The sequence below is a fragment of the Variovorax sp. HW608 genome (assembly GCF_900090195.1).
Classification (GTDB): Bacteria; Pseudomonadota; Gammaproteobacteria; order Burkholderiales; family Burkholderiaceae_C; genus Variovorax.
On record NZ_LT607803.1, the window covers coordinates 1,654,815 to 1,679,799 of the forward strand.

26 protein-coding genes are annotated in these 24,985 nt (G+C 68.1%); 12 read left to right on the forward strand and 14 right to left on the reverse strand.

Going from position 1 to position 24,985, the window contains the following annotated elements; genetic code table 11:
- Positions 1-19 precede the first annotated feature (19 nt).
- Genes acnA through VAR608DRAFT_RS07660 form a run of 3 tightly spaced genes read left to right on the forward strand, consistent with a single transcriptional unit; the run spans position 20 to position 4,327 of the window.
- Positions 20-2,668, forward strand: coding sequence for an aconitate hydratase AcnA (acnA, locus tag VAR608DRAFT_RS07650; RefSeq protein ID WP_088953515.1), 2,649 nt, complete (start codon positions 20-22; stop codon positions 2,666-2,668).
- Between the two features lie 16 nt (positions 2,669-2,684).
- Entirely contained in the window at positions 2,685-3,578 is an 894-nt protein-coding gene (locus tag VAR608DRAFT_RS07655) for a GntR family transcriptional regulator (RefSeq protein WP_088958671.1), read from the forward strand.
- Positions 3,575-4,327: an ABC transporter substrate-binding protein gene (locus VAR608DRAFT_RS07660; protein ID WP_088953516.1), complete on the forward strand. Its 753-nt coding sequence runs from the start codon at positions 3,575-3,577 to the stop codon at positions 4,325-4,327. Before VAR608DRAFT_RS07655 ends, VAR608DRAFT_RS07660 begins: the two co-directional genes overlap by 4 nt.
- 43 nt (positions 4,328-4,370) lie before the next feature.
- On the opposite strand, the gene hpaI is transcribed toward VAR608DRAFT_RS07660, so the two are convergent.
- From hpaI to VAR608DRAFT_RS07680, 4 genes are read right to left on the reverse strand one after another with little or no spacing between them, the layout of a single operon-like run.
- On the reverse strand, positions 4,371-5,186 hold the full coding sequence (hpaI, locus tag VAR608DRAFT_RS07665; protein WP_088953517.1) for a 4-hydroxy-2-oxoheptanedioate aldolase: 816 nt from the start codon (positions 5,184-5,186) through the stop codon (positions 4,371-4,373).
- Positions 5,187-5,223: 37 nt separating this feature from the next.
- Positions 5,224-6,696, reverse strand: coding sequence for an NAD-dependent succinate-semialdehyde dehydrogenase (locus tag VAR608DRAFT_RS07670; protein WP_088953518.1), 1,473 nt, complete (start codon positions 6,694-6,696; stop codon positions 5,224-5,226).
- A gap of 24 nt (positions 6,697-6,720) precedes the next feature.
- Positions 6,721-8,244: a UxaA family hydrolase gene (locus VAR608DRAFT_RS07675; RefSeq protein ID WP_088953519.1), complete on the reverse strand. Its 1,524-nt coding sequence runs from the start codon at positions 8,242-8,244 to the stop codon at positions 6,721-6,723.
- 42 nt (positions 8,245-8,286) lie between these two features.
- Entirely contained in the window at positions 8,287-9,285 is a 999-nt protein-coding gene (locus tag VAR608DRAFT_RS07680) for a tripartite tricarboxylate transporter substrate binding protein (RefSeq protein ID WP_088958672.1), read from the reverse strand.
- Positions 9,286-9,441: 156 nt separating this feature from the next.
- Here VAR608DRAFT_RS07680 and VAR608DRAFT_RS07685 point away from each other — a divergent pair, with 156 nt between their 5' ends.
- Positions 9,442-10,377: a LysR substrate-binding domain-containing protein gene (locus tag VAR608DRAFT_RS07685; RefSeq protein WP_088953520.1), complete on the forward strand. Its 936-nt coding sequence runs from the start codon at positions 9,442-9,444 to the stop codon at positions 10,375-10,377.
- 66 nt (positions 10,378-10,443) lie between these two features.
- Here VAR608DRAFT_RS07685 and ggt read toward each other — a convergent pair whose 3' ends face one another.
- A complete protein-coding gene (gene ggt / locus VAR608DRAFT_RS07690) occupies positions 10,444-12,168 on the reverse strand; it encodes a gamma-glutamyltransferase (protein WP_088953521.1) in 1,725 nt (574 codons plus the stop codon).
- Positions 12,169-12,341: 173 nt separating this feature from the next.
- On the opposite strand from ggt, the gene VAR608DRAFT_RS07695 reads away from it, so the two are divergent.
- Together VAR608DRAFT_RS07695 and VAR608DRAFT_RS07700 are read left to right on the forward strand one after the other, a co-directional pair.
- Positions 12,342-12,899 carry an arsenate-mycothiol transferase ArsC gene (locus VAR608DRAFT_RS07695; protein ID WP_088953522.1) on the forward strand — a complete coding sequence of 186 codons (558 nt, stop codon included), beginning with the start codon at positions 12,342-12,344 and terminating at the stop codon, positions 12,897-12,899.
- 122 nt (positions 12,900-13,021) lie between these two features.
- The gene (locus tag VAR608DRAFT_RS07700; protein ID WP_157730721.1) at positions 13,022-13,342 is read left to right on the forward strand and encodes a hypothetical protein; all 321 of its coding nucleotides are present in this window, start codon (positions 13,022-13,024) and stop codon (positions 13,340-13,342) included.
- A 10-nt stretch (positions 13,343-13,352) separates the two neighbouring features.
- Here the strand turns inward: VAR608DRAFT_RS07700 and VAR608DRAFT_RS07705 are convergent, their stop codons facing one another.
- Complete coding sequence (locus VAR608DRAFT_RS07705; protein WP_088953524.1) at positions 13,353-14,207, reverse strand: YihY family inner membrane protein; 855 nt, start codon at positions 14,205-14,207, stop codon at positions 13,353-13,355.
- 124 nt (positions 14,208-14,331) lie between these two features.
- Here VAR608DRAFT_RS07705 and VAR608DRAFT_RS07710 point away from each other — a divergent pair, with 124 nt between their 5' ends.
- Complete coding sequence (locus VAR608DRAFT_RS07710; protein ID WP_088953525.1) at positions 14,332-14,796, forward strand: ferritin-like domain-containing protein; 465 nt, start codon at positions 14,332-14,334, stop codon at positions 14,794-14,796.
- A 12-nt stretch (positions 14,797-14,808) separates the two neighbouring features.
- Here the strand turns inward: VAR608DRAFT_RS07710 and VAR608DRAFT_RS07715 are convergent, their stop codons facing one another.
- Both VAR608DRAFT_RS07715 and VAR608DRAFT_RS07720 read right to left on the reverse strand, forming a co-directional pair.
- The gene (locus tag VAR608DRAFT_RS07715; RefSeq protein ID WP_088958673.1) at positions 14,809-15,789 is read right to left on the reverse strand and encodes a Bug family tripartite tricarboxylate transporter substrate binding protein; all 981 of its coding nucleotides are present in this window, start codon (positions 15,787-15,789) and stop codon (positions 14,809-14,811) included.
- Between the two features lie 60 nt (positions 15,790-15,849).
- Complete coding sequence (locus VAR608DRAFT_RS07720; RefSeq protein ID WP_088953526.1) at positions 15,850-17,262, reverse strand: M20 family metallopeptidase; 1,413 nt, start codon at positions 17,260-17,262, stop codon at positions 15,850-15,852.
- 105 nt (positions 17,263-17,367) lie between these two features.
- Here VAR608DRAFT_RS07720 and VAR608DRAFT_RS07725 point away from each other — a divergent pair, with 105 nt between their 5' ends.
- Genes VAR608DRAFT_RS07725 through VAR608DRAFT_RS07735 form a run of 3 tightly spaced genes read left to right on the forward strand, consistent with a single transcriptional unit; the run spans position 17,368 to position 19,517 of the window.
- Positions 17,368-18,330: a LysR family transcriptional regulator gene (locus VAR608DRAFT_RS07725; protein WP_088953527.1), complete on the forward strand. Its 963-nt coding sequence runs from the start codon at positions 17,368-17,370 to the stop codon at positions 18,328-18,330.
- A complete protein-coding gene (locus VAR608DRAFT_RS07730) occupies positions 18,327-19,172 on the forward strand; it encodes an amidohydrolase family protein (RefSeq protein ID WP_088953528.1) in 846 nt (281 codons plus the stop codon). Before VAR608DRAFT_RS07725 ends, VAR608DRAFT_RS07730 begins: the two co-directional genes overlap by 4 nt.
- Before the next feature lie 60 nt (positions 19,173-19,232).
- The gene (locus tag VAR608DRAFT_RS07735; RefSeq protein ID WP_088953529.1) at positions 19,233-19,517 is read left to right on the forward strand and encodes a hypothetical protein; all 285 of its coding nucleotides are present in this window, start codon (positions 19,233-19,235) and stop codon (positions 19,515-19,517) included.
- Between the two features lie 74 nt (positions 19,518-19,591).
- Here VAR608DRAFT_RS07735 and VAR608DRAFT_RS07740 read toward each other — a convergent pair whose 3' ends face one another.
- From VAR608DRAFT_RS07740 to VAR608DRAFT_RS07765, 6 genes are all read right to left on the reverse strand, one after another.
- On the reverse strand, positions 19,592-19,813 hold the full coding sequence (locus tag VAR608DRAFT_RS07740; protein ID WP_088953530.1) for a KGG domain-containing protein: 222 nt from the start codon (positions 19,811-19,813) through the stop codon (positions 19,592-19,594).
- Positions 19,814-19,997: 184 nt separating this feature from the next.
- Positions 19,998-20,273, reverse strand: coding sequence for a hypothetical protein (locus VAR608DRAFT_RS07745; protein ID WP_088953531.1), 276 nt, complete (start codon positions 20,271-20,273; stop codon positions 19,998-20,000).
- Between the two features lie 130 nt (positions 20,274-20,403).
- Positions 20,404-21,480 carry a maleylacetate reductase gene (locus VAR608DRAFT_RS07750; RefSeq protein ID WP_088953532.1) on the reverse strand — a complete coding sequence of 359 codons (1,077 nt, stop codon included), beginning with the start codon at positions 21,478-21,480 and terminating at the stop codon, positions 20,404-20,406.
- Positions 21,481-21,513: 33 nt separating this feature from the next.
- Positions 21,514-21,813: a Dabb family protein gene (locus tag VAR608DRAFT_RS07755; RefSeq protein ID WP_088953533.1), complete on the reverse strand. Its 300-nt coding sequence runs from the start codon at positions 21,811-21,813 to the stop codon at positions 21,514-21,516.
- Positions 21,810-22,655 (reverse strand): intradiol ring-cleavage dioxygenase, encoded by an 846-nt coding sequence (locus tag VAR608DRAFT_RS07760; protein ID WP_088953534.1) that lies wholly within the window; start codon positions 22,653-22,655, stop codon positions 21,810-21,812. Before VAR608DRAFT_RS07760 ends, VAR608DRAFT_RS07755 begins: the two co-directional genes overlap by 4 nt.
- Before the next feature lie 15 nt (positions 22,656-22,670).
- Positions 22,671-23,276, reverse strand: coding sequence for a nuclear transport factor 2 family protein (locus tag VAR608DRAFT_RS07765; RefSeq protein ID WP_088953535.1), 606 nt, complete (start codon positions 23,274-23,276; stop codon positions 22,671-22,673).
- 101 nt (positions 23,277-23,377) lie between these two features.
- On the opposite strand from VAR608DRAFT_RS07765, the gene VAR608DRAFT_RS07770 reads away from it, so the two are divergent.
- Together VAR608DRAFT_RS07770 and VAR608DRAFT_RS07775 are read left to right on the forward strand one after the other, a co-directional pair.
- The gene (locus tag VAR608DRAFT_RS07770) at positions 23,378-24,325 is read left to right on the forward strand and encodes a LysR family transcriptional regulator (RefSeq protein ID WP_088953536.1); all 948 of its coding nucleotides are present in this window, start codon (positions 23,378-23,380) and stop codon (positions 24,323-24,325) included.
- Between the two features lie 229 nt (positions 24,326-24,554).
- On the forward strand, positions 24,555-24,983 hold the full coding sequence (locus VAR608DRAFT_RS07775; protein ID WP_088953537.1) for a response regulator: 429 nt from the start codon (positions 24,555-24,557) through the stop codon (positions 24,981-24,983).
- The last annotated feature ends 2 nt before the right edge of the window (positions 24,984-24,985 follow it).

A 24,985-nucleotide genomic window follows, 5' to 3' on the forward strand; every position in this document is an offset into this window, starting at 1 on the left:
CAAATGCAAAATCGGACCTATGGAAAACACCAATGCGGCTGTGCCGCTCCAACAGATCGAGGTTGGCAACCGTCGCTTTTCCGTCGTGGATCTGCCGCGGCTTTGCGGCGACAGGCTGCACCGGCTGCCCGTGGTTCTGCGCCTGCTGCTGGAGAACGCCGCGCGGAACATGAACGGGGCGGAGCGCGACGCCGCGATCGCCGAACTGCTCGGCTGGCTGGAAGCCGGCAGCAGCGAGGCCGAGGTGGCCTTCCAGCCCGGCCGCGTGCTCATGCACGACACCACCAGCACGCCTGCGCTGGTCGATCTCGCCGCCATGCGCAGCACGCTCGCCGAGGCCGGCGTGGATCCGACGCGGCTGAACTCGAGCCTGCCGGTGGATGTGTCGGTCGACCATTCGCTGGCCGTCGAAGCCTTCGCGCGAGCGGATGCGCCGACGCACAACATGGCGATCGAGATCCGGCGCAACCGCGAGCGCTACACCTTCCTGCGCTGGGCATCGAAGGTGCTGCGCGGCGTGCGCATCCATCCGCCGGGCACGGGGATCATGCACACCCTCAACCTCGAGCAGTTGGCCACGGTGGTCACGACCGAGATGCGCGACGGAACCGAGTGGCTCGTGCCCGACATGATGATCGGCACCGACAGCCACACGCCGATGGTCAACGGCATCGGCGTGCTCGGCTGGGGCGTGGGCGGCCTCGAAGCCCAGACGGTGATGTTCGGCATGCCGACCATGCTGCGCATACCGGACGTGATCGGCGTTCGCCTGATTGGCGCACTGCAGCCGGGCGTGCTGGCGACCGATCTCGCGCTGACCGTGACGCAGCGGCTTCGCGCTATCGGCATCTCGGGGGAATTCGTCGAGTTCTTCGGCCCCGGCGTCTCCACGCTCACCGCGGGCGATCGCAGCGTCATCGCGAACATGGCGCCGGAATACGGCGCGACCACGGGCTTCTTTGCGGTCGACGGGCAGACGCTCGACTACCTGCGATCCACGGGACGCTCGTCCTCACACATCGCGCGAGTGCAAGCCTATTGCCGGGCCAATGGACTGTGGTTCGACCCGGAGGCGCAGCCCAAATACACCCGCTCCATCGACGTGGACCTGGCGAGCATCGGCATGCATGTGGCCGGTCCGCGCAGGCCGCAGGATCTCATGGGCTTCGGCGAGGTCGCCGCGACGCTGGCCGCGCTGGACTTCCAGCCCGCCGTGGATTCGCCGTTGCCCCGTCATCCCGTCGCGATCGCCGCAATCACGAGCTGCACGAACACGTCCGATCCGAGCTTGCTGGTGGCCGCGGGCCTGGTGGCACGCAAGGCCCGCGCACTCGGCCTGAAGGTCCCGCCGTGGGTGAAGACGTCCACTGCGCCGGGCTCGCCCGCAGCCGCCGACTATCTCGCACGTGCGGGGCTGACCGCCGATCTGGCCGCGGTCGGCTTCGACATCGTGGGCTTCGGCTGCACGACCTGCATCGGCAATCCCGGCCCGCTGCCCGAGGTGATCCGGCAAGGCATTGCCGACGGCGCGATCCGCCCCGTCGCAGCGCTCTCGGGCAATCGCAACTTCCCCGGGCGCGTACACCCCGATCTGGATCTGGGATTCCTGATGTCGCCGCCGCTGGTGGTTGCGTTCGCCCTGGCAGGTGACGCGGAGCGTGACTTGCGCGTGGACCCGGTCCAGGTCACATCGACCGGCATGCCCGTGTACCTCCAGGACCTCTGGCCCACGCGCGAGGAAATCGACGAGGCCTTGCGCGCGTCGCAGGACCCGCGCGACTACGGCCGCGCGTTCGCGGTCGCCAGCGGCAATCCGCTCTGGCATGCCCTCGAGGCACCGGACACCGCGCTGTACCCGTGGGACCCTGCATCCACCGCGCTTCGTCGCCCGCCCTTTGCCGCAGCCAGCGAAGGCAGCCTGCTCGGCACCTACAGCGCCTATCCGCTGCTGGTCGCCGGCGACGACATCACCACCGACCACATCTCGCCGGCCAGCGCCATTCCCAAGGACAGCCTCGTGGCGGACTACCTCGTTGAACGCGGCGACGACCGGAACGACCTCAACGTCTTCGCATCGCGGCGCGGCAATTGGGAGGTCATGGTCCGCGCAGCGTTCCACAGCAAGACCCTGAAGAATCTGCTCGCCCCCGACCTGCCGGTCGCGCATACGCTGCATGTGCCGAGCGGGGACATCCTTCCGCTGTGGGACGCGGCCGAGCGCTACAAGGCCGCCGGCGACTCGCTGGTGCTGGTGGCGGGCGAACGCTACGGCACGGGCTCGTCCCGGGACTGGGCCGCCAAGGGCCAGCGCCTGCTGGGCATTCGCGCGGTGCTCGCGAACAGCTTCGAGCGCATCCATCGCTCCAACCTCATCGGCATGGGCGTATTGCCGCTGCGAATGCCTTCGGGCGTGACGCCCGCAACGCTCGCGCTTCGCCCCGGCGATCGCGTCGAAGTCGCGGCCCAGGCGGAGCAACTGCGACCGCGCGGCCGCGTGGCGGTGCGCATCCTGCGCCGCGAAGGGCGCACCGAAAGCCTCGAAGCGATTGCCGCGGTCGAAACGCAACTGGAAGTCGACCTGCTGCGCGCCGGCGGGGTCATCCCCTCGACGCTGCAGCGGATGCTGGCCGAAGGCGCGCGAGGGACTTCGCCGGTCGTCGCGAAGTGAAACGACAATGGAGTTCATGCGAGCCGAACGTTCCATCACCGCGCAGATCCTCGGTCTGATCCAGGCCGATGCGATGCCGGCAGGCAGTCACCTTCCCGCGCAGGCCTTTGCCGATCGTCTTCGCGTTTCGCGGTCGCCGGTCAACGAGGCGCTGTCCTTCCTGGCGGAAAAGGGCATCCTCGAGCGACAGCCCAATCGGGGCTACTTCCTCGTCCGGCCTGTCGAGAGCGGCGACGCGGTCGCCAGGCAGCTCGGCCTGGTCGAGGCGGACACGGTGACGGAGGTGTACTTCAGGATCGCGGACGACCGACTGCGCGGCGCGCTGCCGGACGAATTCACCGAAGTGCTGCTCAAGCAGCGCTATGGGCTGACGCCCGCGCAGCTCAACGCGGTGCTCGGCCGGATCGCCAGCGAAGGCTGGGTGGAGAAGAAGCCCGGTTACGGCTGGCAGTTCTCCAGCATGCTCACGACCGCGGACAGCCTCCTGCAGTCGTACCGGCTGCGGCTCGCCCTGGAGCCGGCCGCGCTGCTCGAGCCGGGCTACCATTTGCCGGCACATGTCATCGCGCGCTGCCGCGCTGCCGAGAAGCATCTGCTCGAAGGCGGCATCGAGACCGACACGGCCGATCAGCTGCACGACCGCGGCGTGCGCTTCCACGAGGCGCTGGTCGAGGGCTCGGGCAACCCCTTCTTCATCGACACCATCCGGCGCGTGAATCGCGTGCGCCGCCTGTTGTCCTACCGCTCCATGCAGGACCGCACCCGCTACAAGGAACACTGCAGGCAGCACCTGCACCTGCTGGACCTCATCGAACGCGGCAAGAACGACGATGCGGCCAAGGCGATGACCGAGCATCTCAACAGCACCTTGCGCAACTTCAAGAAGATCAGCGGAATCCTCAAGTCATGAACCTCAATCGCACATCGCCCGACCCGGCCGTGGTCCGCGCGCTCACCCCCACCGGCGCATTGCGCGCATCGATCAACCTGGGCAATCCGATCCTGGCCGGCAGGGACCCCGGCAGCGGCGAGCCCAAGGGCGTGTCCATCGATCTGGCGCGCGCGTTCGCCGAGCATCTTGGCGTGCGGCTGGAACTGGTGGTCTTCGATGCGGCCGGGAAGTCGGTCGAGGCCGTCGCCGGCGAGCAGGCGGACATCGGCTTCTTCGCGATCGATCCGGTGCGCGGTGCCGACATCGCCTTCACCGCGCCTTATGTGCTCATCGAAGGAAGCTACCTCGTGCGCGAAGACTCCCTGCTGCGCAGCAACGAAGAGGTGGATCGCGGCGGGACGCGGGTGACTGTGGGCAAGGGCAGCGCCTATGACCTCTTCCTCACGCGCGAGCTCAAGCATGCAAGCATCGTTCGCGCACCCACTTCGCCGAAGGTCGTCGAGACCTTCATCGAGCAGGGCCTCGATGTCGCGGCCGGCGTGAAGCAGCAGCTCGAAGCCGATTCACGAGTGCACGCAGGCTTGCGGCTGCTGCCGGGTCACTTCATGGTCATCAGGCAGGCCATGGGCACACCCAAGTCGCGCGGCGAAGGGCCGGCACAGGCGCTGCGCGACTTCGTCGAGGACATGAAGGCCAAGGGCTTCGTCGCGGAGGCGCTGAAGCGCCACGGCATCGAAGGCGCTTCAGTGGCGCCCGCTGCGTGCTGAATCGTGCCGTCGCCGCGTTCGGCTGCTGGATTCGGCACCAGCTTCAGTAGGCGCCACGGGATTCGGCGGAGATCGGCGCCGGGCCTTCGGGCCGCACGCCAATGAAGTCCGCCGCCAGCTTGCGTGCCGCATTCGCATAGACGAGCACATCCACGCCGACCGCGACGAAGGTGCAGCCGAGCTCGAGATAACGCCGCGCGAGCTTCGGGTCCGAGGTGAGCGTGCCGGCCGCCTTGCCGGAGGAAATGATCGTGCGAATGGCGGCCTCGATCGCGGCCTGGACTTCGGGATGCCCGGGCCGTCCGCGATGGCCCATCGACGCCGCCAGGTCGGCCGGGCCGATGAAGACGCCATCGACGCCGTCGACTGCGCAGATCGATTCGAGGTTCGAGAGGGCGGTCACCGTTTCGGCCTGCACCAGCAGGCACACCTCGTCGTCGGCGATGTCCAGGTAGTCGCCGCGGGCGCTCCACTGCGACGCGCGAGCGACCGCGCTGCCGACGCCGCGGATACCCCGGGGCGGATAGCGGGTTGCCGCGACCAGGCGGCGCGCTTCGTCGGCGCTATCGATCATCGGGACGAGCAGGCTCTTCGCACCGATGTCGAGCAGCTGCTTGATCAGCGCCGTCTCGCCGTTGACCGCGCGCACCACCGGCTGGCCGCGATGCGGCGCGACCGCCTGCAGTGCAGCAAGCGTGGAACGCAGGTCGTTGGGCGCGTGCTCGCCATCGATCAGCATCCAGTCGAAACCGGTGGTCGCGCTGACTTCGGCCATGTAGGGGTCGGCCATCGAGAGCCAGAGGCCGACTTGCGGCTGGCGTGCGGCGAGCGCCGTCTTGAAGGGGTTGTGGGCAGCCATGCTTGATTCGTGAAAGCGAAGAGGTCGTTGCGCGGCGTCAGTCGAGCTGGCCCTGGCAGAGGTACTTGGTGTGCAGGTAGTCGTCGAGCCCGTGCGCCGAGCCTTCACGGCCGTAGCCGGAATCCTTCACGCCGCCGAAGGGCGCGGCCTCGGCCGAGATGGCCCCTTCGTTGATGCCGACGATGCCGCTTTCTAAGGCGTCCGCCACGCGCCAGATGCGGCGCACGTCGCGCGAATAGAAATAGGCGGCGAGCCCGAAGGGCGTGTCGTTGGCCTGTGCGATGACTTCGGCTTCGTCGCCAAAGCGCGTGAGTGGCGCGACAGGACCGAAGGTTTCCTCTGAGGCGCAGGCCATCGTGGCGTCGACATCGGCCAGGACGGTCGGCGCGTAGTAGTTGTCGCCGAGCGCCGGCAGCCGTTTGCCGCCGGTAAGCACGCCGGCGCCGCGCGAGACGGCATCCTGGACATGGCGTTCGATCTTCTCGACCGCGCGGGCGTTGATCATCGGCCCGATCTGCGAGGCCTCGTCGCTCGCGGGGCCGACGCGCAGCTCGGCCACGCGCCGCACCAGCAGGTCGGAGAACGATGCGTAGACCGCGTCATGCACGAACACGCGGTTCGGGCAGACGCAGGTCTGGCCGCCGTTGCGAAACTTCGCGGCCATGAGGCCGTCGACGGCCGCCTTGATGTCGGCATCCTCGAAGACGATGAAGGGCGCGTTGCCGCCGAGTTCGAGCGAGAGTTTCTTGAGCGTGTCGGCCGAGCGCCGTGCGAGATGCTTGCCGACCGGCGTCGAGCCCGTGAAGGTGATCTTCCGCACGCGCGCATCCGCGAGCCATACGTCGACCACCTCGGGTGTCCGCTCGCGCGATGCGGTCACGATGTTGAGCACGCCCGGCGGCACGCCCGCTTCGGCGGCCAGCGCGACCAGGGCGAGCGAAGTCAGCGGCGTATCTTCGGCCGGCTTGCAGACGACCGTGCAGCCCGCCGCGAGCGCGGGCGCGATCTTGCGGGCGATCATCGCGGCCGGAAAGTTCCAGGGCGTCACCGCCGCCACGACGCCCACCGGCTCGCGCAGCGCGAACATCCGTCGTCCAGGCACGGGCGCGGGAATGATGTCGCCGTTGGCACGTGTCGCCTCTTCGGCGAACCATTCGATGTAGCTGGCCGCATACGCGACTTCGCCGATGCCTTCGGCCAGTGGCTTTCCCTGTTCACGCGAGATGAGGCGGCCCAGGTCTTCCTGATGCGACAGCACGAGGTCGTTCCAGCGCTTGAGGCATTGCGCACGGACCTTGGCAGGCGTCTTCTTCCAGGCCGGGAAGGCCGCATGTGCAGCATCGACGGCGGCCCGAGCGGCGGCGGCGCCGGAGTCGGGCACGCGCGCGATCGGCTCGTTGTTGGCGGGATTGGTGACGACGAGCGCCGTGCCCTCGGCGGCTTCATGCCACTGGCCGGCGATGAAGTTGCCCGTGCGCATCAGACCGGGTTTCGAGAGAGTCAAGTGCATGGTGGATTGCGACGTGGATGTTGTTCAGCTGACGATCCCGAGATGCCAGGGCACGAACTCGTGGTCGCCAAGTCCGAGCACTTCGCTCTTGGTCGGCTCGCCCGAGGCGTGGCGAAGGATTTGCTCGAAGATCCGTTGCCCGAGTTCGCCGACGCTGGCCTCACCGTCGATCACCACGCCGCAGTTGATGTCCATGTCTTCCTCGAGCCGCTTGTACATGGGCGTGTTGCTTGCCAGCTTGATGGTCGGCGCGGGCTTGCTGCCGAACATCGAGCCGCGTCCGGTGGTAAAGCAGATGAGCTGGGCACCGCTCGCGATCTGGCCTGTCGCGGCCACGGGGTCGTAGCCGGGCGAGTCCATGAAGACGAAACCGTTCTGGTCGATGCGCTCGGCGTATTCGTAGACCGCACGCAGCGGCGTGGTGCCGCCTTTCATGGCCGAGCCGAGCGACTTCTCGAAGATGTTGGCGAGGCCGCCTGCCTGGTTTCCATGGCCGACCACGCCATTGAACTGCGCGTTCTGGCCGGCGGCATAGCGTTCCCACCACGCGAGCCGGTCGAGCAGCTTCTGGCCGACCTCGGGTGTTGCCGCACGTCGCGTGAGCATGAACTCCACGCCGTGGATCTCGGGTGTTTCCGACAGGATGGCCGTTCCGCCATGGCGCACCAGCACATCCATCGCCGCGCCGAGTGCGGGGTTGGCGCTGATCGCCGAGAAGCCATCGGAGCCGCCGCATTCGAGGCCGATCTTGAGATGGTTGGCGCCTACGCGGGTGCGACGCGCGGCGTTCGCTTCGGGCAGCATCTCCTCGATCGCGCGGATCCCGGCCTCGATGGTGGCGCGGGTGCCGCCGACATCCTGCATGACCATCGTGCGCATCAGCCGGCCCTGTTCGAGGCCTTGCGAATCGACCAGCGCATCGACCTGGTTGCGCTCGCAGCCGAGCCCGACGATCAGCACGCCGGCCAGGTTGGGATGGCGCGCATAGCCCGCGAGCGTACGGCGCAGCACGTCGAAGTGCTCGCTCGGCGACGACATGCCGCAGCCGCTCGTCTGAGCGAAGGCGGCGACGCCGTCGACATTCGGGAACGCCGCCAGTCGCTCGGGGGTGAAGTGCGCCGCGATGCGCTGGATGACCGTCGCCGAACAGTTGACCGACGACAGGAGGCCGATGAAGTTGCGTGTGCCGACCTGTCCGTCCGCGCGCACGAAGCCCATGAATGTCGCGCGCTCGGCCTCGGGCACGAAGTCCACCGGCCGCACGTCCTCACAGAACGCCGGGTCGCGCAAGGAGTCCACCAGCGTGAGGTTGTGGCTGTGCACGTAGTCGCCGGCCTGCAGATCGCGCGATGCGACGCCGATCACGGTGTCGTACTTCTTCACCTGTTCGCCGGCCGCGACGGCGCGCGAGGCGATCTTGTGGCCGGCCGGGATCTGCGCCCGCGCGCGCACGGCGAACTCGGCGATGGTCTCGCCCAGCGCGATGGCGCGCCGCGCGACCAGCACGTTGTCGTTGGGGTGCAGGCGAAGCAGGGGGCTGTCGTTCATGAAATGGCTTGGGACGATTCGTGCGTGGCGATGGCGAAGGCCCTAGCCTTTCGCCATCAGCTCCTTCAGGTTGAGCTTCCGGATCAGTTCGGTTTCCTGCCGATAGACCGATTCGACATACGTGCGGTACTCGGGGCCATCCTGGTACATCACGGGTGCATCGATGCTTTCCGCCACCTTTCGGAACTCGTCGCTCTGCACCGCCACTCGAAAGGCCTTGCGCAGGCGCTGCTCGACCGCGGCCGGCAATCCCCTGGGCGCGCCGATGCCGTTCGGTGCCTCGACGACCACGTCGTAACCGAGCTCACGCAGGGTGGGCGCGTCCTTGAAGCGCGGTGTGCGCGTCTCGCCCCAGGTGGCGAGCAGCCGCATCTTGCCGGCTTCGACATGCGGCGCCCACGAGCTGCTGTCGGCCAGCATGTCGACCTGGCCGCCGAGCACGTCCTGCAATGCGGCGGCGCCGCCCTTGTAGGCGATGGCATTGAGCTGGATGCCCGCCGCCTGGGCGAACTGCTCCATGCCCACGTGCGTCGCGCCGCCGATGCCGGCATGCGCATAGGTGATGGCTCCGGGCTTTGCCTTGGCCTGCGCGACCATGTCGCCGAGCGACTTGAAGCGCGAGTTGGCCGGTACTGCGATGCCGAAGGTCTGGCCCGAGGTGCGGGCGATGTAGGTCAGGTCCTTGAGCGGATCGACCTTCACGCTTCCGATCTGCGCGAAGCGGGTCACCGAGATCGGCACCTGGCCGATGGTGTAGCCGTCGGGCCGTGCCGATGCGAGCATCTGGGTGCCGATCATTCCCGAGGCGCCGGCCTTGTTCTCGAGCACGATCGGTTGCCCCAGCTCGCGAGCCGCGATCTGGCAGATGCTGCGCATAGAGCGGTCGGCGGTGCCGCCGGCGGGCCACGGACAGATGAAGGTGATGGGCCGGTCCGGATAGGTGTCCGCGGCCAGGACGCGGGCCGGCGCGAGGGTCAGGGTGGCGGCTGCGATGCCGCCGAGCATGAGCTGGCGGCGCGCCGGGTCGCGAGCATCGTTCATCGTGGTCTCCATGGTTTTCGTCGGAATGGCAGGCTGGATTGTTTCGGAGACAATGATGGCCATCCAATGAAATAGCGGACTGGCTTCATGAACCGCGGGTTATGAAGCGAAACGCACGAAAGCGCACCGCATTCCGCGCCCGCTTCCCAAGCCTCCATGGGCCAGATCGACAGAGTCCTGCGTTCAAACCTCAAGCTGCGCCATCTGCAATTGCTCGTGGTGCTCGACGAGCTGCGGCATCTGGGCCGCGTCTCGGAGTTCCTGTCGATCACGCAGCCGGCCGTCTCCAAGATGCTGGTCGAGATCGAGAAGATGTTCGACCTCCAGCTCTTCGTGCGCTCCACGCGCGGCACGGAGCCGACGGCGTATGGTGAAACGGTGGTGCGCTTCGCGCGCTCCGTCCTTGCGGACTACCAGCGCACGCGCGACGAGATCGACGCCGTCGCCAGCGGGGGTGTCGGGCGGACCAGCGTGGGCGCGATGGTCGTGGCGACGCCGACCCTGCTCATGCAGGCCATCCAGCGACTCAAGGCGCGGTCCAAGCTCACGACCGTGATGGTCGAGGAGGGCGATCTCACGCGGCTTCTTCCGCGATTGCGCGTCGGCGAACTCGACCTGATCGTCGGCCGCCTGGAGCCCGGCTATGCCTCGCCCGACCTGGACACCGAGGCGCTCTACCGCGAGACCATGTGCATCGTGGTCGCGCCCTCGCATCCGCTGGCCGATGCCGCCGATCCGGACTGGTCGATGCTCGCCGGCCTGCCCTGGGTGGTGCCGCCACCGTGGGCATCGTCACGCTCCAAGCTCGGGCAGCTGTTCTACCGGCACCGGCTGCTGCCGCCGGCCGACATCATCGAGACCGCATCGTTTCTCGTCACGCTGTCGGCGATGCACGAGCGGCCGGCGGTGGGCTTCCTGGCGCACGGCGTTGCGCAGCACTTCGCGAAGCAGGGCTTGCTGCGCATCCTGAAGATCAAGGTGCCGATCGCACTCCCGCCGGTGGGCATCATCACCTTGCGCGGCCGGCCCCAGACACCGGCCAGCCAGTTGCTGGTCGAGTGCCTGCGCGAAGGGGCGGCGAGATCGCGCTAGTCGCGCCGGGCCGGGCGCAACCTCCGCTTGGAGCGGGGGCGCCGGCGGCTCACCTTGCGTTCCGATTCAGTAGCCCAGTGCCAAACCGGTATTGCGCCGCGGATCGTTCGCGCCGTAGAAGCGGTTGTTGCCGACCGGCTTGCCGCCGAGCGTCGGCGCGCCCACGAGAATCACCGCGAGGTGCTTCGTAGGCTGCGGGTCGCCGAACTTCTGACCCCAGCCTTCGAGGATCTTGCGCGTGTCGGGCGATAGCGCGAACCCCTCGACGTTGGTCACGTCAGGCAGCCACTGCTGGTGGAAGCGCGGCGCGTCGACCGCCTCCTGCACATTCATGTCGTAGTCGATCACGTTGATGATCGTGTGGAGCACGGCTGTGATGATGCGGCTGCCGCCTGCCGTGCCAACCACCATCACGGGCTTTCCGTCCCTGGTGACGATCGTCGGGCTCATCGACGACAGCGGCCGCTTGCCCGGGCCGATCGAGTTCGCCTCGCCCTGCACCAGGCCATAGAGATTCGGCACCCCGACCTTGGCGGTGAAGTCGTCCATCTCGTCGTTCAGCACCACGCCGGTCTTCGACGCCGTCACCTTGGCGCCGAACCAGTCATTGAGGGTATACGTCACCGAGACCGCGTTGCCCCATTTGTCCATGATCGAGTAGTGCGTCGTATTGCTGCCTTCATGCGGCGCGACGCCGGGCTTGATCTTCTGGCTGACGCCGGCCTTGTCGGGCGCGATCACCGCGCGGATCTTCGCCGCGTAGTCCTTCGACAGCAGGCGGTCGAGCGGGTTGTTCACGAAGTCCGGATCGCCGAGGTAGCTGTTGCGGTCGATGTACGCATGGCGCATCGCCTCGATCTGATAGTGCACCGCCTGTGCCGAGCGGAAGCCCATGTCCTTGAGCGGATAACCCTCGAGGACATTCAGGATCTCGCAGATGATCACGCCGCCCGAGCTCGGCGGCGGCGCCGAGACGATGCCGTAGCCGCGGTACGTGCACTCGACGGGCTTGAATTCGCGCGCCTTGTACTGGTCCAGGTCGGCCTGCGTGATGATGCCCTTGCCCGCCTGGCTGGACGCCACGATGGATGCAGCGACCGGCCCCTTGTAGAAGCCGTCCACGCCCTTCTCGCTGATACGCCGCAGCGTCGCGGCGAGGTCCTTTTGCACCAGCTTCTGGCCAGGCTTGAACGGCTCGCCATGGTTCAGGAAGATCGCGCCGCTGGCCGGGTCCTTCCTGAAGTCCTCGGTCGCGGTGCTCAGCAGATCCACGTCGCCTTGCTCGAGCACGAAGCCGTTCTGCGCATAGTGGATCGCGGGAGCAATGAGCGTGGCGCGCTTCATCGTGCCGTACTTCTCGCGCGCCATCTCGAGGCCGGACACGGTGCCGGGCACGGCCACCGCGAGATGCCCGGTCGTGCTCGCGCCTTCGATCACGTTGCCGTCCTTGTCGAGGTACATGTTCGCGGTGGCCGCCAGCGGCGCCTTCTCGCGGAAGTCGAGGAAGGTCTTGCGCCCGTCGGCGAGCTGGATCGTCATGAAGCCGCCACCGCCAAGATTGCCTGCAGCCGGGAACACGGCAGCGAGCGCATAGCCGACCGCGACGGCAGCGTCGATCGCGTTGCCGCCGTCTTTCAGCACATCCACGCCGGTCTTGGTGGCCAGGTGCTGCGCGCTCACGACCATGCCGTTCTCGGCAGCGACGGGGGCTTGCGAAGCGGCCTGGGCGCTGGCCAAGGCCAGCCCGGCGACGGTCGCCAGGAGCGATTGACGAAGGTGTTCGAATCTCATCGTTGTCTTACATTTTGTCGTGTCAGCATCCTGAACGGCGAATGCGCGGGCGCGAAGAGGGCCATGGCGCATGAAGGGAGCGCGCGCGGCGCCGAAGGCCTCAGGGCAATCCTCGCTTGCCGAGATCGCTCGGCTTGCCTACGCTACGTTTACGTTCGTTTCAGCAGCTCTCAATGGTCCCCAAGCGCTTCGTGGTGATCTTCGTGTCGCGTCGCAACACGTTGCGCAGCATCCTTGCCCAGGCCTGCCTTTCGCATCTCGGCAGCGACCGGTTCGCCGCGTATTCATGCGGCCATCCCGCGCATCTGGGCCACAGCATCGACCCCGCGGCGGTCAGCGCGCTCGCGAGCGCGCGCATGCCGCTGCCGTCGCTGGCGCCCCGCGGCTGGGGTGAGCTGACGCGCAGCGGTTCGCCGCAGGCCAATTTCGTCATCACGCTCGACGCCGAGATGCTGCCGCTGCAGCCGAGCTGGCCCGGACAGCCCGACGCCGCGCTCTGGGCCTTTCCGGACATCGCCGCCATGAGCCGCCCGGCCGCTCCGAAGGCGAATCCCGAAGCGCCGCTGCGCGAGGGTAGTCCAATGAGCCATCCCGACGACGCCGCCCATGCGGCCCTCCAGATGCTCTACGCCTTGCGCAGACGTCTGGAACTGTTGATGAGCCTGCCGCTCAATGCCGCCGACCGGGAGGCGATCCGGTCGGACGTGCGCGACCTCGCGTACATGCAGTAATCGCGCCGCAGAGAGCATTCACTTCGCATCTTCGGGTGATCTGTCAAGCGCCGCGCGAGGGATGCCTCTCTAATCGTGCGCTTGACGCACCCAGGCCGGCACTGGCAATGTTGCACTGCAACATGAACGATGAAAACGTCACCGGCCAGTTCCGCGACCGCCTCGAAGACCTTGCGGCGGAAATCGGGCACGCGCGCAGGCACATGGACCTGGGCCACCTCGCGGCACTGTGCTACTGCGAGGTGCGGCCGTGGGCCCGCTACGCCGGTGAAAGCAGGCTGGCAGACCTTTCGTGGCGCCTTGCCATCCAGCCGCTGCCGCTGGACAGAGCCGAATTCCTCGCCCAGATCGATGGCCTGATCGAGGAACTCGAGGAGGCCTGCATGCGCGCGGGCGTCGACACGGCGGCGAACACGCTGCGACGCGCCCGGTCGGGTAGCTAGACGCTGTGCGTCATGGCGCGCGGCCGAGCCTCCCGCCGCGCGGATTCGCGCCTGCCTTGCCGGCCGGCTGCCGCCTCGAGAGCGCCAGATTCGCGGTCATCATGGCCGCGACCAGCGTGACCAGCCACGAGAAATACACCCACAGGAGCAGAAGGGGGAGGGCGGCGAAGGCCCCGTACAGAGCCTTGTACGTCGGCACCTTGACGAGATAGGCGGTGAAGCCGCGCTTGCCGAGTTCGAAGGCCAGGCTGGCGACCAGCCCGCCCGCGATGGCGTCGCGCAGCCGCACCCGGGTGTTCGGGACCAGGTAGAACAGGCTCGTCAGCGTAACGAACCCGAGCAGGAACGGGCCGAGGTCGAGCACGAAGGCGAGCGTGCGCGGCAGCGTGCCGAGCAGTCCCGTCGACGCGCCCAGCAGGTACGACGTCGCCCAGAGGCTCAGGCCCACGACGGGCGGCCCGACCGCGATCATGAGCAGGTACAGGCCGACCCGCCTGAAGAACGGCCGGTTCCTGCGCACCTGCCACATCTGGTTCAGCGCGTTCTCCACCGTCAGCAGCATCGCCACCGCCGTGACGAGCAGGAAGATCGACCCGATCCAGGTCAGCCCGCTCGCATTGGCGGCGAAATGGTTGAGGTACCTGAGCACCGTGCGCGCGATGTCCGCCGGAAGCAGCTTGACGAGCAGCAGTTGCTGGAGCGCTTCCTTGAGCTGCCGGAAGACGGGGAAGCGCGTGAGCAGCGCGAGGCACGCCGCGAGCAGGGGCACGATGGAGAGCAGGGTCGTGAAAGTCAGGCTCCCGGCGACCTGGGGCAGGCGCTCTTTCTTGGCGCGCTGGATCGTCAGGCGGGTCAGGGTGAACATGGGTCGCTGGATGAGGAGAAGTCGGAACGGGCGCTGCTGCGATTGTCATGTCCCCGCCGCCCACTCTGGCAACGCCGCACGCGCGCGGCGCATAATTCGCTCCCCCTTGTCCGGGAGCGCTGACATGGAACAGCTCGATCAAGAGAAGGTCGTCTCCGTGCTCAATCGGCTGCTCGAAGCCGAACTGGCCGGCGTGGTGCGCTACACGCACTATTCGTTCCTGGTGTTCGGCTTCAACCGCATCCCGATCGTTGCGTGGCTGCGCGACCAGGCCAACGAATCGCTGCTGCACGCGCAGCAGGTGGGCGAATGGATCACCACGCTGGGGGACTACCCCTCGCTCGCGATCGGGCCGCTGCTCGACTCCCACCAGCACGATGTCGCCGCCATGCTGCGCGAATCGCTCGAGACCGAGCTTCGCGCACTCGCGCTGTACCGCGAACTGCTGTCGTTGGTGGAAGGGAAATCGGTCGCGCTGGAGGAATTCGCGCGCCAGATGATCCATGCCGAGGAACTGCACGCCGCCGAGGTCGACAAGATGCTGCGCAAGCCCGGCGACGTGGCGGCCTTCTCGTTGAAGCCTGCCTGACTGCTCCCCCGACTATTCCATCGCGATGCCCGCGCGATGCGCGAGCGCGCGGTAGCGTGCGATCTCGCTCTCCATCTGGGTGCGGAAGGCGGCAGCGCCGATGGCCACCGGCTCCATGCCCTGCGTCTTCAGCTGCGCCTGCAGGGCCGGGTCGGCCATGACCGCGGTGAGCTCGCGCGACAGGCGCTCCAGCACCGGCGCCGGCGTCTTCGCGGGTGCGGCGAAGCCGTACCAGGCGTCGAAGGTCGCATCGGGCAGCTTCTGCTCGGCCAGCGTCTTCACGTCGGGCAGCAGGCTGGAGCGGCTCGCGCCCACGATGCCCAGTGCGCGCAGCTTCCCGGCCTGGATATGCGGCGCCGCGATGGCCACGGCGTCGATGTCGAGATCGATCTCGCCGCTGATCACCGCCAGCATGCTCTGCGCGCCGCCCTTGTAAGGAATGTCCTGAAGCTTCACGCCGGCCGCGAGCGCGAGCAATTCGCCCGCCAGATGCGGACCGGAACCGGGGCCGAAAGTCGCATAGCGGATCCCCTGCGGCTTGGCCTTGGCGGCAGCGACGAGCTGATCCACCGTCTTCCAGGGCGAGTTCTGCGCCACCACCAGCACCAGCGGCGTGCGCGCGACGATGGCGATCGGCGCCAGATCGCGCACCGGGTCGTAAGGCAGCTTCGCGCGCAGCGCCGGGTTGACGCTGTAGCTCGTGGAGCCCGACAGCAGCAGCGTATAGCCGTCCGGCGCCGCCTTGGCCACCGCGTCGGTGCCGATGATGGTCGATGCGCCGGGCCGGTTGTCGATCACCACCGGCTGCTTCAGGCGTTCGCCCAGCTTCTGCCCCAGCGCGCGCGCCACGAGATCGGTGCCGCCGCCCGGCGGGAACGGCACGACGAGGCGGATCGGTTTCGCGGGCCAGGCGGGTTCCTCGGCGTGGGTGGTGGCAGCGCCGAGCACGGTGGCGGCGAGCGCGAGCGTCTGAAGGAAATGGCGCTTGTTCATCATCTGGGAAGTCTCCGGTTCCTGTTGCTGTGCGTGGTGGTGTGGGGGGATGCGGCCGCCTCAGGCGTGCGGCGCCAGCGCGCCATCCCGCCAGGGCGCGTGCGGCTCGCCCAGGTCCCAGTAAAGGCCGGCCATCACTTGCAGCCCTTCGCGTGCCAGCGGCGCGAGCAGGTGCTCGTGCGGCGCGTGCTGCGCGCAGGCCGGGTACGAATGCGGCACCCAGAGCGTGGGCAGGCCCAGCACGCGCGCGAAGATGTCGTTGGGCAGCGACCCGGCGAGGTTGGGCAGCAGGTCCGGTGGCTGCCCGCTGCTCGCCTCGATGGAGCGCAGCGCCCAGCCGACCCATGGGTTGTCCAGGTCGAGCCGCGTGGCCGCGCCGCTCAGCGTGACTTCCACCTCCACCTGCCCGAAGCCGTGCGCGGCGAGGTGCTCGCGCACGATGCGCTCGAGCTCCTGCCACGGCGTTCCCACCACGAAGCGCAACTGGCAATGCGCCACGGCCTCGGCCGGGATCGCATTGACCGGGCGCTGCGGCGCACCGGCGCCCAGCGCCAGCACTTCCAGCGTGTTCCAGCCCACGAGGCGCTCGGCCGGCGTGAGGCCCGGCTCGCCCCAGTCCGGACTCAGCTCGGGATCGTCGGCGCCGCCGCCGATCGCAAGGGTCGCCACCGCGCGCCGCAGGGCTTCGCTCATCGGCGGCGGACGCAGCGCATCGACGAGGATGCGCCCGCGCGCATCCACCAGCGTGGCGACCGCGTGCGCCAGCACCGTGGCCGGATTGCTGAGCACGCCGCCCCAGTTGCCCGAGTGATAGCCGCGCTCGCGCGCCTTCAGCCGCAGCGTGAAGTTGACCGCGCCTCGCGAGCCGAGAAAGAGCGTGGGACGCGAGGCGCGCACGCGCGGGCCGTCGCTCGCGATGAAGAGGTCGGCCGCGAGATCGTGGCGGCGCTGCGCGCAGACCGCTTCGAGCCCGGGCGAAGCCGCTTCCTCGCCCGTCTCGATCAGCCAGGTGATGTTGTAGCCAAGGCGCCCGTCGCGGGCCTCGAGCGCGGCTTCGAGCGCGCCGAGTGCGATGGTGTGCTGGCCCTTGTTGTCGGCGGTGCCGCGGCCGTACCAGCGCTCGCCCCGCGCCACCAGTTGCCAGGGCGAAAGGCCGTCGCGCCAGAGCGCGTCCTGGCCGCTCACCACGTCGCCGTGGCCGTAGCTCAGCACCGTGGGCAGGCGCGGATCTTCCACGCGGCGCGCGATCAGGAAGGGGCCGCCGCCGGGCGCGGGATTGGCGACGATCTCGCAGTCGAAGCCAAGCGGCGCGAGGCGCGGCACCAGTTCGTGCGTCAGGTAGTCGGCGAGTGCCGGCGGCGTGCTGCCGGTGTCGCTCTCGGTGCGCAGCGCCACGCGGCGCGCGAGATCGTCGAAGAAGCGGCCGCCGTCGAAGTAGGCGCCGGCCAGGGCAAGGGCATCGTGTCGGTTCATGGCAAGTCCATCGCGGGGAGTCACGCAAGTAGACGGCCAATCCGGTATTGCCTGCGCTATCGTTTTGGCATACTGCCGTTGCCTCCAAGGCAACACCCAATCCGGATGCATCCCTCGCTGCTCAGCATTCCGATGCGCTACTTCATGGAAGTGGCGCAGGCCGGCTCCGTCAACCAGGCGGCCGCCCGCCTGTTCGTGGCCGCTTCGGCCGTCAGCCGGCAGATCGCCAAGCTGGAAGACGGCCTGGGCACGCCGCTCTTCGAGCGCAACCGCCAGGGCATGGTGCTCACCGCCGCCGGGCAGCGGCTGGCCGGGCACCTTCGCAACACGCTGCTCGATGCCGACCATGTGCTCGAGGAGGTGCGCAGCCTCGGCGGCCAGGCGGCGGGCCGCGTGCGGGTGTGTTGCACCGAAGGCTTTGCGAGCGGCTTCATGCAGGCCTTGATGCGCGACTTCCGGTCGGCGCACCCGGCGGCCGGCATCGAGCTGCACGTCGGGGCGCCGGACGAGGTGAGCCAGCGGCTGCTGCGCGGCGAGTCGGACATCGGCCTGAAATACGTGGTGGCGCCCGAAGCCGGCCTGCGCGTGGAACACACCGCGCCGGCGCCGGTGCTGGCCGTGATGCTGCCCGGCCATCCGCTGGCGCGCGGCCGCCAGGTGGAGCTGGCGCAGGCGGTGCGCTTTCCGCTGCTGGTGGCCAGTCCGGGCGTCACGGCGCGGCAGTTGCTCGACCTGGCGTGCAGCGCGCAGGGCCTGCAGTACCGGCCGCTCTTCGTCAGCAACTTCTCCTCCGTGATGCTGCCGCTCTTGCGTGATCGCGACATCATGCTGTCCGGCCTGCTCACCGTGGCGCAACCGATCGAGGCGGGCACGGTGGTGGCGCGGCCTTTCGTCGAGCCGGTGCTGCAGCAGAGGCGCCTGCAGGCGCTGTCGCTGGAAGGCCGCACCCTGCCACCGCTGGTGCAGGCCTTCGTTCGCCAGATGGTGGCCGCGATCGGCGCGCAGGGGCGGCGCAAGCTCGGCCGTGCCGCGCGCGGCGCGACGAAGCCTGTATCGTTGCGCCGATGAACGCACAAAGAGACATCTTCGAGCAGCCCAAGATCGATTGTCATTGCCACGTCCTCGATCCGGACCGCTTCCCCTACGCGGCCGATGCGGCCTACCACCCCTCGGGCGCCGAGATCGGAACGCTGCGGTCCTTCCAAGAGGTCCTGGCCGTGCACGGCGTGCGCCATGCGCTGCTGGTGCAACCCAACTCGGGCTACAACGCCGACAACCGCTGCATGCTCGATGCGATCCGCCAGGGCGAGGGCCGCTTCAAGGGTGTGGCGATCGTGCCGCCCGACATTTCCATGGCGCAGCTGCAGGACCTGAAGGCGCAAGGCATCGTCGGTGTCGCGCACAACTTCGCGCTGCTGGGGGAGCCGCACGAAGGCGTGCTCGACGCGCTCTGGGATCGGCTCGCGCAGCTCGACATGTTCGTGCAGGTGCAGGTGCGCGACGACCAGATGGTGCGCCTCGGCGCGCGGCTGCGCGGTTGCGGCGCGCGCATCCTGGTGGACCATCACGGCCGTCCCGACCTTCGGGCCGGCGTCGGCGGCGCGGGCTTCCAGGCCCTGCTCGCGCTCGCGGAAAGCTCGCGCTGCTACGTCAAGCTCTCGGGGTACGACAAGTTCTCGCTCCTGCCTTTCCCCTTCGACGACGCGATGCCGTTCAGCCAGGCGCTGCTGGCGCAGTTCGGCGCCGAGCACTGCCTGTGGGCCTCGGACTGGCCCCATCTGCGCGCGGTGCGCCGCCTGGACTACGGCCCCTTGCTCGCGCTTTTCATGAAGCTCGTCCCCGACGAGGCGGCGCGCGCATCCATCCTGTACCACACGCCCCGACGCCTCTTCGGGTTCGACGGCGGCTGAGTCATCTGGGCACGGCGATTGCCGGGACTGACGACCCAGCCTTTCCTCGCACGACGCCCCATGAAAAAGCACCCGACACAAACCGGCCGGGCCGCCGCCTGCTACGAGCTGCTCGACCTGCTCTCGCACCGCCAGCTGCCCGTGGTGTGCGAGACCCAGGAGGACATCCACAAGATCCTCGCGCTTCGCAGCGCCTCGCTGCTGGAGGCCGAGGCCGATCCGATCGTCCTGCTGCAAAGCGGCGAGCGCCGGATCGAGCGCATCGTGGTCACGGGCATCACCGCCGAGGGGCGTGCCGCCTGCCTCGCCTACAACGCCATGGCGGTTCCCGCCTGGCGGCGTTGAAGCATATTGAACCGGCGGCGGCAGTCGTTGCGGCAAGCGTTGCCGCACGGCTGTCGCCGCGCGTATCCCGCTTGTCAGCTTTGCCCGGCCGCCTCGCGCGCAAGGCGGTTCATGCGGCTCTTCTGCCCGGCCGCGCGCGCTTCCGCAGGGGTGAATTCGTGTGCAGTGCCTTTCTCGTGCGCCGCGCGCCCGCCTTCGCGGGCGATGTCGCGCTGCCGCGCCGGATCCATTCCTGCGAAGCCGCGTCCGCGCGGTGACATGGTTTGGCTGGCATCGTGGCCGTCTTTGAGCGTCATGCTGTACTCCTGGTTGACTCGGTCGAGGTGGCGGGGCGAACCCCGTCTCATGCACGGCAAAGGACGTGCCCACTGCAGAGCGCCCGAAGCGACGACGCCGGACCGCTGCCGGCGCCGGTTCGCCGTGGCAAGAATTGCCGGATGGGTGGAAGGAACTGCGGCAGCTTCTACACGCGACGCCGCCTCAGGCATCCTCGTGCCGCTCGTCGATCAGCGTGCGTGCCTTCGCCGCCAGCGCCCGGATCGCGCTGACGCCGTCGTCGTGGCGGCCCGAGAGCATCAGCCGGCATCGAAACGCCGACCGGTCGTGGAGATCCGCATGTCCGCTCACGATCCCGTCGGCATTCGACGGTTCCAGCTCGATCGTGACTCTCCAGCCTCTGTACTGAAACGTGTGCGACCCACTGTCGGCGCTGCATTCCTCCGGCCCCGTGTCGCCGGCCAAATTGGGGCTTGTCATTCCATCTCCTGCATTCATGGGCCCCGGTTGACCGGAGGGCCCAATGTGAAGTACAGGCAAATGCCATGCCCGGCGCGAGGCCGGGTTTCATTGGCTTACACCATTGGTGTGCCGATGCGCGCCGGCTCCCTCATTCCGGACGAACGCCCTCGAAGGCCCGCTGCAGCAACGCGCGGATCTCGGCGCGCTGGGCCGGTCCGATGGGACGCGGATTCCAGTACGGATTGCTGGCGGCGATCTCGGCTGCGCGGTCGAGGTCGTCCGCCCGCATGCCGATGTCGCGCAGCGCCACCGGCGCGCCGTTGGCGCGCGCGAGGTCGAACAGGCCCGCGGCCGCGCTCGACTTTCCTTGAACGCCGAGCGCGCGCCCGATCCGCTGCATGGCCTGCGGGGCCGCTTCGGCGTTGAAGGCGATGGCGTGCGGCAGGACCACGGTGTGCACTTCCGCATGCGGCAGGTTGAAGCTGCCACCCAGCGTGTGGCAGAGCTTGTGGTGCAAGGCCATGCCGACGTTGCCCAGCACGGTGCCGCAAAGCCAGGCGCCGTAAAGCGCATCGCTTCGTCCATCCAGATCGCGCGGCTGCTGTCGCACGACGGGGAGCGCCTGCGCCAGTGCCCGGATGCCTTCTTCCGCCATCAGATCCATGATCGGATTGCTGTCCTGCGCATAGAGGCCCTCGGCGGCATGCGCGATGGCATTCATGCCGCTGGTGACGCTCAGCGCTACAGGCAGGCTCGCGGTCAGCGCCGGGTCGTAGATCACGGTGCGCGGCAGCACCCGCGGATCGCGGCCCGTTTTCTTGAGGCCCGCTTCGGTGATGCCGTAGATCGGCGTCATCTCGCTGCCGGCGTAGGTGGTCGGCACGGCCAGCACGGGCAAGCCGGACTCCAGCGCAATGGCCTTGCCCAGGCCCACGGTCGAGCCGCCGCCGATGGCGATGGCGCAATCGGCGTTGAGCCGCCGGGCTTCCTCGCGCGCCTCGCGAGCGGTCTCGATCGGCACGTGCATCACGGCACGCGCAAAGACGCCCGCGGCACGTGCACCGAGGCGATCGGCCACCATCGTGGCCTGGGCCGCCTGGTCCGGCGTCGAAAGGACCAGCGCGCGCCTCGACCCCAGCAGATCGATTTCGCGTTCGAGATGGGCGAGCGAGCCGGCACCGAACACCACGCGCGTTGGCTGGCCGGCGTGGATAAAGTCACGCACGTTCTTCTTTCCTTTCTGCGATGGAGACCCGCCTCACGCGGGATAGTCCACCTGGTAGCGGGCGATCCGCAGGTCGCCCAGTTCCTGCCGCACGCGCGTGTGCTCGGGGTGCGTTGCATAGGCGCTGAGCGCGGCCTGCGATTCGAATTCGCTGTACAGCACCACGTCGCATGCATAGTCGACGCGGCTCGTGTCGACGCCGATCTCGAGCTTCAGCAGGCCGGGGATGCGGCCTCGCAGCGTCTCGAAGCAGCGCTTGAGCGTCGCAATGTTGGCGGCCTTTTCGTCGTCGCTTTCACCGCGGACGTTCCACATCACGATGTGCCGGATCATCGGGCGACCGATTCGGTGGCGGGCTTCAGCACGAAGTCGTATTCGAGCAGATAGCTGCCATCGGGCTGCCGCTGCCAATCGCACACCAGCGACTGGCGCACGCCGAAGACGGCATCCGAGTCGAGGTAGTCGCTCTCGTTGCGGAACACATGGGTGATCAGCGTCTCGTAGCCCGGCGCGCTGACCATGAAATGCAGATGCGCGGGGCGCCAGGGGTGGCGCCCGGTCGCCTCGAGCATCGCGCCCACGGGGCCGTCGTGCGGGATGGCGTACGGCACCGCGACGATCGAACGGAAGTGGAAGCGCCCCTCGTCGTCGGCGGTCAGGATGCCGCGGGCCTGCGCCTGCGCGAGGCCTTCGTGCTGCACGTCGTACAAGCCGTCCTCGTCGGACTGCCAGACGTCGAGTTCGGCGCCCGGCACGGGTTCGCCGTCGATGCCGCGCACGGTTCCCTGCACCAGGCAAGGGGTACCCTTGGCGCCATTGGCGATGTCGGCGCCGAGTTCGTAGCGCGGCGCACCCGCGACGTGAAAGGGCCCGAATACCGTGGCTTCCGTGCAGCCGGCGGGCTTGTCGTTGTTCATCGCCACCGTCAGCATGGACAGGCCCAGCACATCCGACAGCAGGATGAACTCCTGCCGCTTGTCGTCGGTGATGTGGGCGCAGCCGGTCAGGAACTCGATGCCCTTGAACCACTCCGCCTCGGTCAGCCGCACCTCGCGCGCGAAGGCGTGCAGGTGCTGGACCAGGCTGGTCATGATTTCCTTCAGCCGCGGGTCCGTCGTGCCGGCAAAGCTGGCGATGACCGCCTGGGTGATGTTGTCCTGATTCAGGTTGCGCATGGTCGGATCCCGAATTCAGCGTTCCAGCGCGCCGCCGGCGAGCCAGGCGGCGCCGCGACGGTACAGGTCCTGGACGGCGTCGCCCTTGAGCATCGGCATATCCATCTTGACCGTATAGCCGATGCGCTTCTGGATCAACGCGAGGTGGCGATAGCCTTCGGGCATCCGGGCCAGCGCGACCTGGTCCAGCGTCACGGTCGCGGCCGGGTCGACCGGGTCGATGCGGTCCTTCTCGTAGATCGGCTGGCGATGCAGCAGCTTCCATTCCCCTTCGTGGCGCACCACGAAGTCATAGAAGCGACCGGTGCAGACGACGTCGCACAGCACGCCGTCGACCTCGCCACGCTGCGAGATCGTCATCTTGGTCTGCGCGATGGCGCGCTCACCCTCGATGTCGATCGCCGAGCCGCCGAGGAAGTGAAGAATGCTGACGCCCTTCGCCCAACCTTCCTTCGTGACGCGGATGAAGTCTGCAAAGGGGCCCTGGAACCAGGTCGCCATCATCACGCCTTCGGGATGCCAGACGGTGGCGAAGCGCTCCCAGTCGCCGGCGTCGCGCCAGACGGCCCAGCGCTCGATCATCCGGCGGATTTCGAGTTCGTTCTTCAGCTTGTCGTTCATGTCGTCTCCTGGAGGAATTCGGTTGCGAACGCCACTTTAGTTTTTCAAAACCGATAGATAAACTTCCCCGATCGGAAATTTGATTTCCGAATTTTGGAAAGATGGATCGTTTCACCGAGCTCGAGCTCTTCATCCAGGTCGCCGAATGCGGAAGCATTGGCCGCGCAGCGGAACTGCTCGGCCTGTCCAATCCGGCGGCGAGCCGGCATCTGAGCGCGCTCGAAAACCGCCTCAAGACCCGGCTGGTCGAGCGCAATACGCGGCGGCTGTACCTGACCGCGGAGGGGCAGGCGTTCTATGAGCGCGCCCGCGCGGCGATGGCCGAACTGCAGGATGCAGAGGCGGTGCTGCAGACCCAGAACCTCAATCCCTCGGGAGTGCTCCGGGTCAGCGCCTCGCTGTCGTTCGCGCTGCACCAGATCGCTCCGCGCCTGCGGCGCTACCACGCGCTCTATCCCAACGTCACGGTGCACCTGGAAGCGGCCAATCGCTACATGGACATGATCGACAGCGGCATCGACGTCGCCATCCGCACGCGGGAGTTCGAGTCCGACAGCAACATCACCATTCGCCGTCTGGCGAGCACGCGGCGCGTGCTGTGCGCCTCGCCGGGCTACCTGGCTGCGTACGGCGTTCCCCAGGTGCCGCAGGATCTGACGCAGCACGACTTCCTGCTCTACGTGCTGGCGAACAAATGGCAGGAGCTCAAGCTCACGCTGCGACAGCAGACCCAGGTCATCCAGGTGCGGGGGATCTTCGAATCCAACGACGGACAGATCCTGCGCGCCGCCGCGCTGGACGGCATGGGCATCCTCGTGCAGCCCAGCTACATCGTCTATGACGACATCGTGGCGGGACGGCTGGTGCCGGTGCTGAACGAGTGGGACCTGCCGCGCCTGCAGATCAACATCGCCTACCCCAGCCGCAAGCACCTGCCCACCAAGGTCCGATCGTTCATCGACTTCATGGTCGACGAGTTCGAGCGCAACGAGTACGAGCGCAAGTGGACGAGCTACATGGGGTTGCGCGCTACCTCGGCGAAGCCGTAGCAGGCGGCGCCTGCGCTCGCGAGAGGGCTCGACGGTGCGGTAACGGCGCCTTGCTCCTACAGCCCGGTCAGTGGCGTCGCACATGGTTGACGCGGGGCGCGCCGCATCGTCGTTGCGATCAGAAGCCTCGGCGGGCGGCATCCCGGCGCTGCCGGAACTGGCGTCCGGGTTGCCGCCGCGCTTCGGGGATTTCGGAAGCGCATAATCGCTGCCTTCATAGAGAGGCACGATGAGCGAACAGGCGCCCGTGCAGCGCCGCGCCAGCGACGTGCCGGTTCTCGTGGCGGACGACAACGAGGACGCGGGCTGGGGCGTGGCCAAGCTGCTCGAGATCATGGGCTACCGGACCGTGACCGCCGGCGGTGGCCGGCGAGCGCTGCAACTGGCGGCGGAACTCCAGCCGGCCGTGGTTCTGCTGGATGTGGGCATGCCCGACATGGACGGTCACGAAGTGGCCAGGCGCCTGCGCGCGATGGACGGCGGCGCGGACCTGATCCTGCTGGCGATGACCGGCTGGGGGCAGGAAAGCGACGTGCGCCGCTCGCTCGAAGCGGGCTTCGACGCGCACCTGACCAAGCCGATCGATCCGGAGCAGGTCGTCCAGCTGATCGAGGAGCAGCTCGCGCTGCGCCGGGGCGACGCCCCGTCGGAGTCCTGAGT

Excerpts from the sequence above, each read along its gene's own strand:
- VAR608DRAFT_RS07660 (WP_088953516.1), top strand. The coding sequence starts at position 3,575 with ATGAACCTCAATCGCACATCGCCCGACCCGGCCGTGGTCCGCGCGCTC.
- VAR608DRAFT_RS07685 (WP_088953520.1), top strand. The coding sequence starts at position 9,442 with ATGGGCCAGATCGACAGAGTCCTGCGTTCAAACCTCAAGCTGCGCCAT.
- VAR608DRAFT_RS07760 (WP_088953534.1), bottom strand. The coding sequence starts at position 22,655 with ATGCGCAACCTGAATCAGGACAACATCACCCAGGCGGTCATCGCCAGC.
- VAR608DRAFT_RS07680 (WP_088958672.1), bottom strand. The coding sequence starts at position 9,285 with ATGAACGATGCTCGCGACCCGGCGCGCCGCCAGCTCATGCTCGGCGGC.
- VAR608DRAFT_RS07765 (WP_088953535.1), bottom strand. The coding sequence starts at position 23,276 with ATGAACGACAAGCTGAAGAACGAACTCGAAATCCGCCGGATGATCGAG.
- VAR608DRAFT_RS07775 (WP_088953537.1), top strand. The coding sequence starts at position 24,555 with ATGAGCGAACAGGCGCCCGTGCAGCGCCGCGCCAGCGACGTGCCGGTT.
- VAR608DRAFT_RS07670 (WP_088953518.1), bottom strand. The coding sequence starts at position 6,696 with ATGCACTTGACTCTCTCGAAACCCGGTCTGATGCGCACGGGCAACTTC.
- VAR608DRAFT_RS07735 (WP_088953529.1), top strand. The coding sequence starts at position 19,233 with ATGAAAAAGCACCCGACACAAACCGGCCGGGCCGCCGCCTGCTACGAG.
- VAR608DRAFT_RS07770 (WP_088953536.1), top strand. The coding sequence starts at position 23,378 with ATGGATCGTTTCACCGAGCTCGAGCTCTTCATCCAGGTCGCCGAATGC.
- VAR608DRAFT_RS07715 (WP_088958673.1), bottom strand. The coding sequence starts at position 15,789 with ATGAACAAGCGCCATTTCCTTCAGACGCTCGCGCTCGCCGCCACCGTG.
- VAR608DRAFT_RS07755 (WP_088953533.1), bottom strand. The coding sequence starts at position 21,813 with ATGATCCGGCACATCGTGATGTGGAACGTCCGCGGTGAAAGCGACGAC.
- VAR608DRAFT_RS07675 (WP_088953519.1), bottom strand. The coding sequence starts at position 8,244 with ATGAACGACAGCCCCCTGCTTCGCCTGCACCCCAACGACAACGTGCTG.
- VAR608DRAFT_RS07710 (WP_088953525.1), top strand. The coding sequence starts at position 14,332 with ATGGAACAGCTCGATCAAGAGAAGGTCGTCTCCGTGCTCAATCGGCTG.
- ggt (WP_088953521.1), bottom strand. The coding sequence starts at position 12,168 with ATGAGATTCGAACACCTTCGTCAATCGCTCCTGGCGACCGTCGCCGGG.
- acnA (WP_088953515.1), top strand. The coding sequence starts at position 20 with ATGGAAAACACCAATGCGGCTGTGCCGCTCCAACAGATCGAGGTTGGC.
- VAR608DRAFT_RS07740 (WP_088953530.1), bottom strand. The coding sequence starts at position 19,813 with ATGACGCTCAAAGACGGCCACGATGCCAGCCAAACCATGTCACCGCGC.
- VAR608DRAFT_RS07695 (WP_088953522.1), top strand. The coding sequence starts at position 12,342 with ATGGTCCCCAAGCGCTTCGTGGTGATCTTCGTGTCGCGTCGCAACACG.
- VAR608DRAFT_RS07745 (WP_088953531.1), bottom strand. The coding sequence starts at position 20,273 with ATGACAAGCCCCAATTTGGCCGGCGACACGGGGCCGGAGGAATGCAGC.
- VAR608DRAFT_RS07705 (WP_088953524.1), bottom strand. The coding sequence starts at position 14,207 with ATGTTCACCCTGACCCGCCTGACGATCCAGCGCGCCAAGAAAGAGCGC.
- VAR608DRAFT_RS07720 (WP_088953526.1), bottom strand. The coding sequence starts at position 17,262 with ATGAACCGACACGATGCCCTTGCCCTGGCCGGCGCCTACTTCGACGGC.
- hpaI (WP_088953517.1), bottom strand. The coding sequence starts at position 5,186 with ATGGCTGCCCACAACCCCTTCAAGACGGCGCTCGCCGCACGCCAGCCG.
- VAR608DRAFT_RS07655 (WP_088958671.1), top strand. The coding sequence starts at position 2,685 with ATGCGAGCCGAACGTTCCATCACCGCGCAGATCCTCGGTCTGATCCAG.
- VAR608DRAFT_RS07730 (WP_088953528.1), top strand. The coding sequence starts at position 18,327 with ATGAACGCACAAAGAGACATCTTCGAGCAGCCCAAGATCGATTGTCAT.
- VAR608DRAFT_RS07725 (WP_088953527.1), top strand. The coding sequence starts at position 17,368 with ATGCATCCCTCGCTGCTCAGCATTCCGATGCGCTACTTCATGGAAGTG.
- VAR608DRAFT_RS07700 (WP_157730721.1), top strand. The coding sequence starts at position 13,022 with ATGAACGATGAAAACGTCACCGGCCAGTTCCGCGACCGCCTCGAAGAC.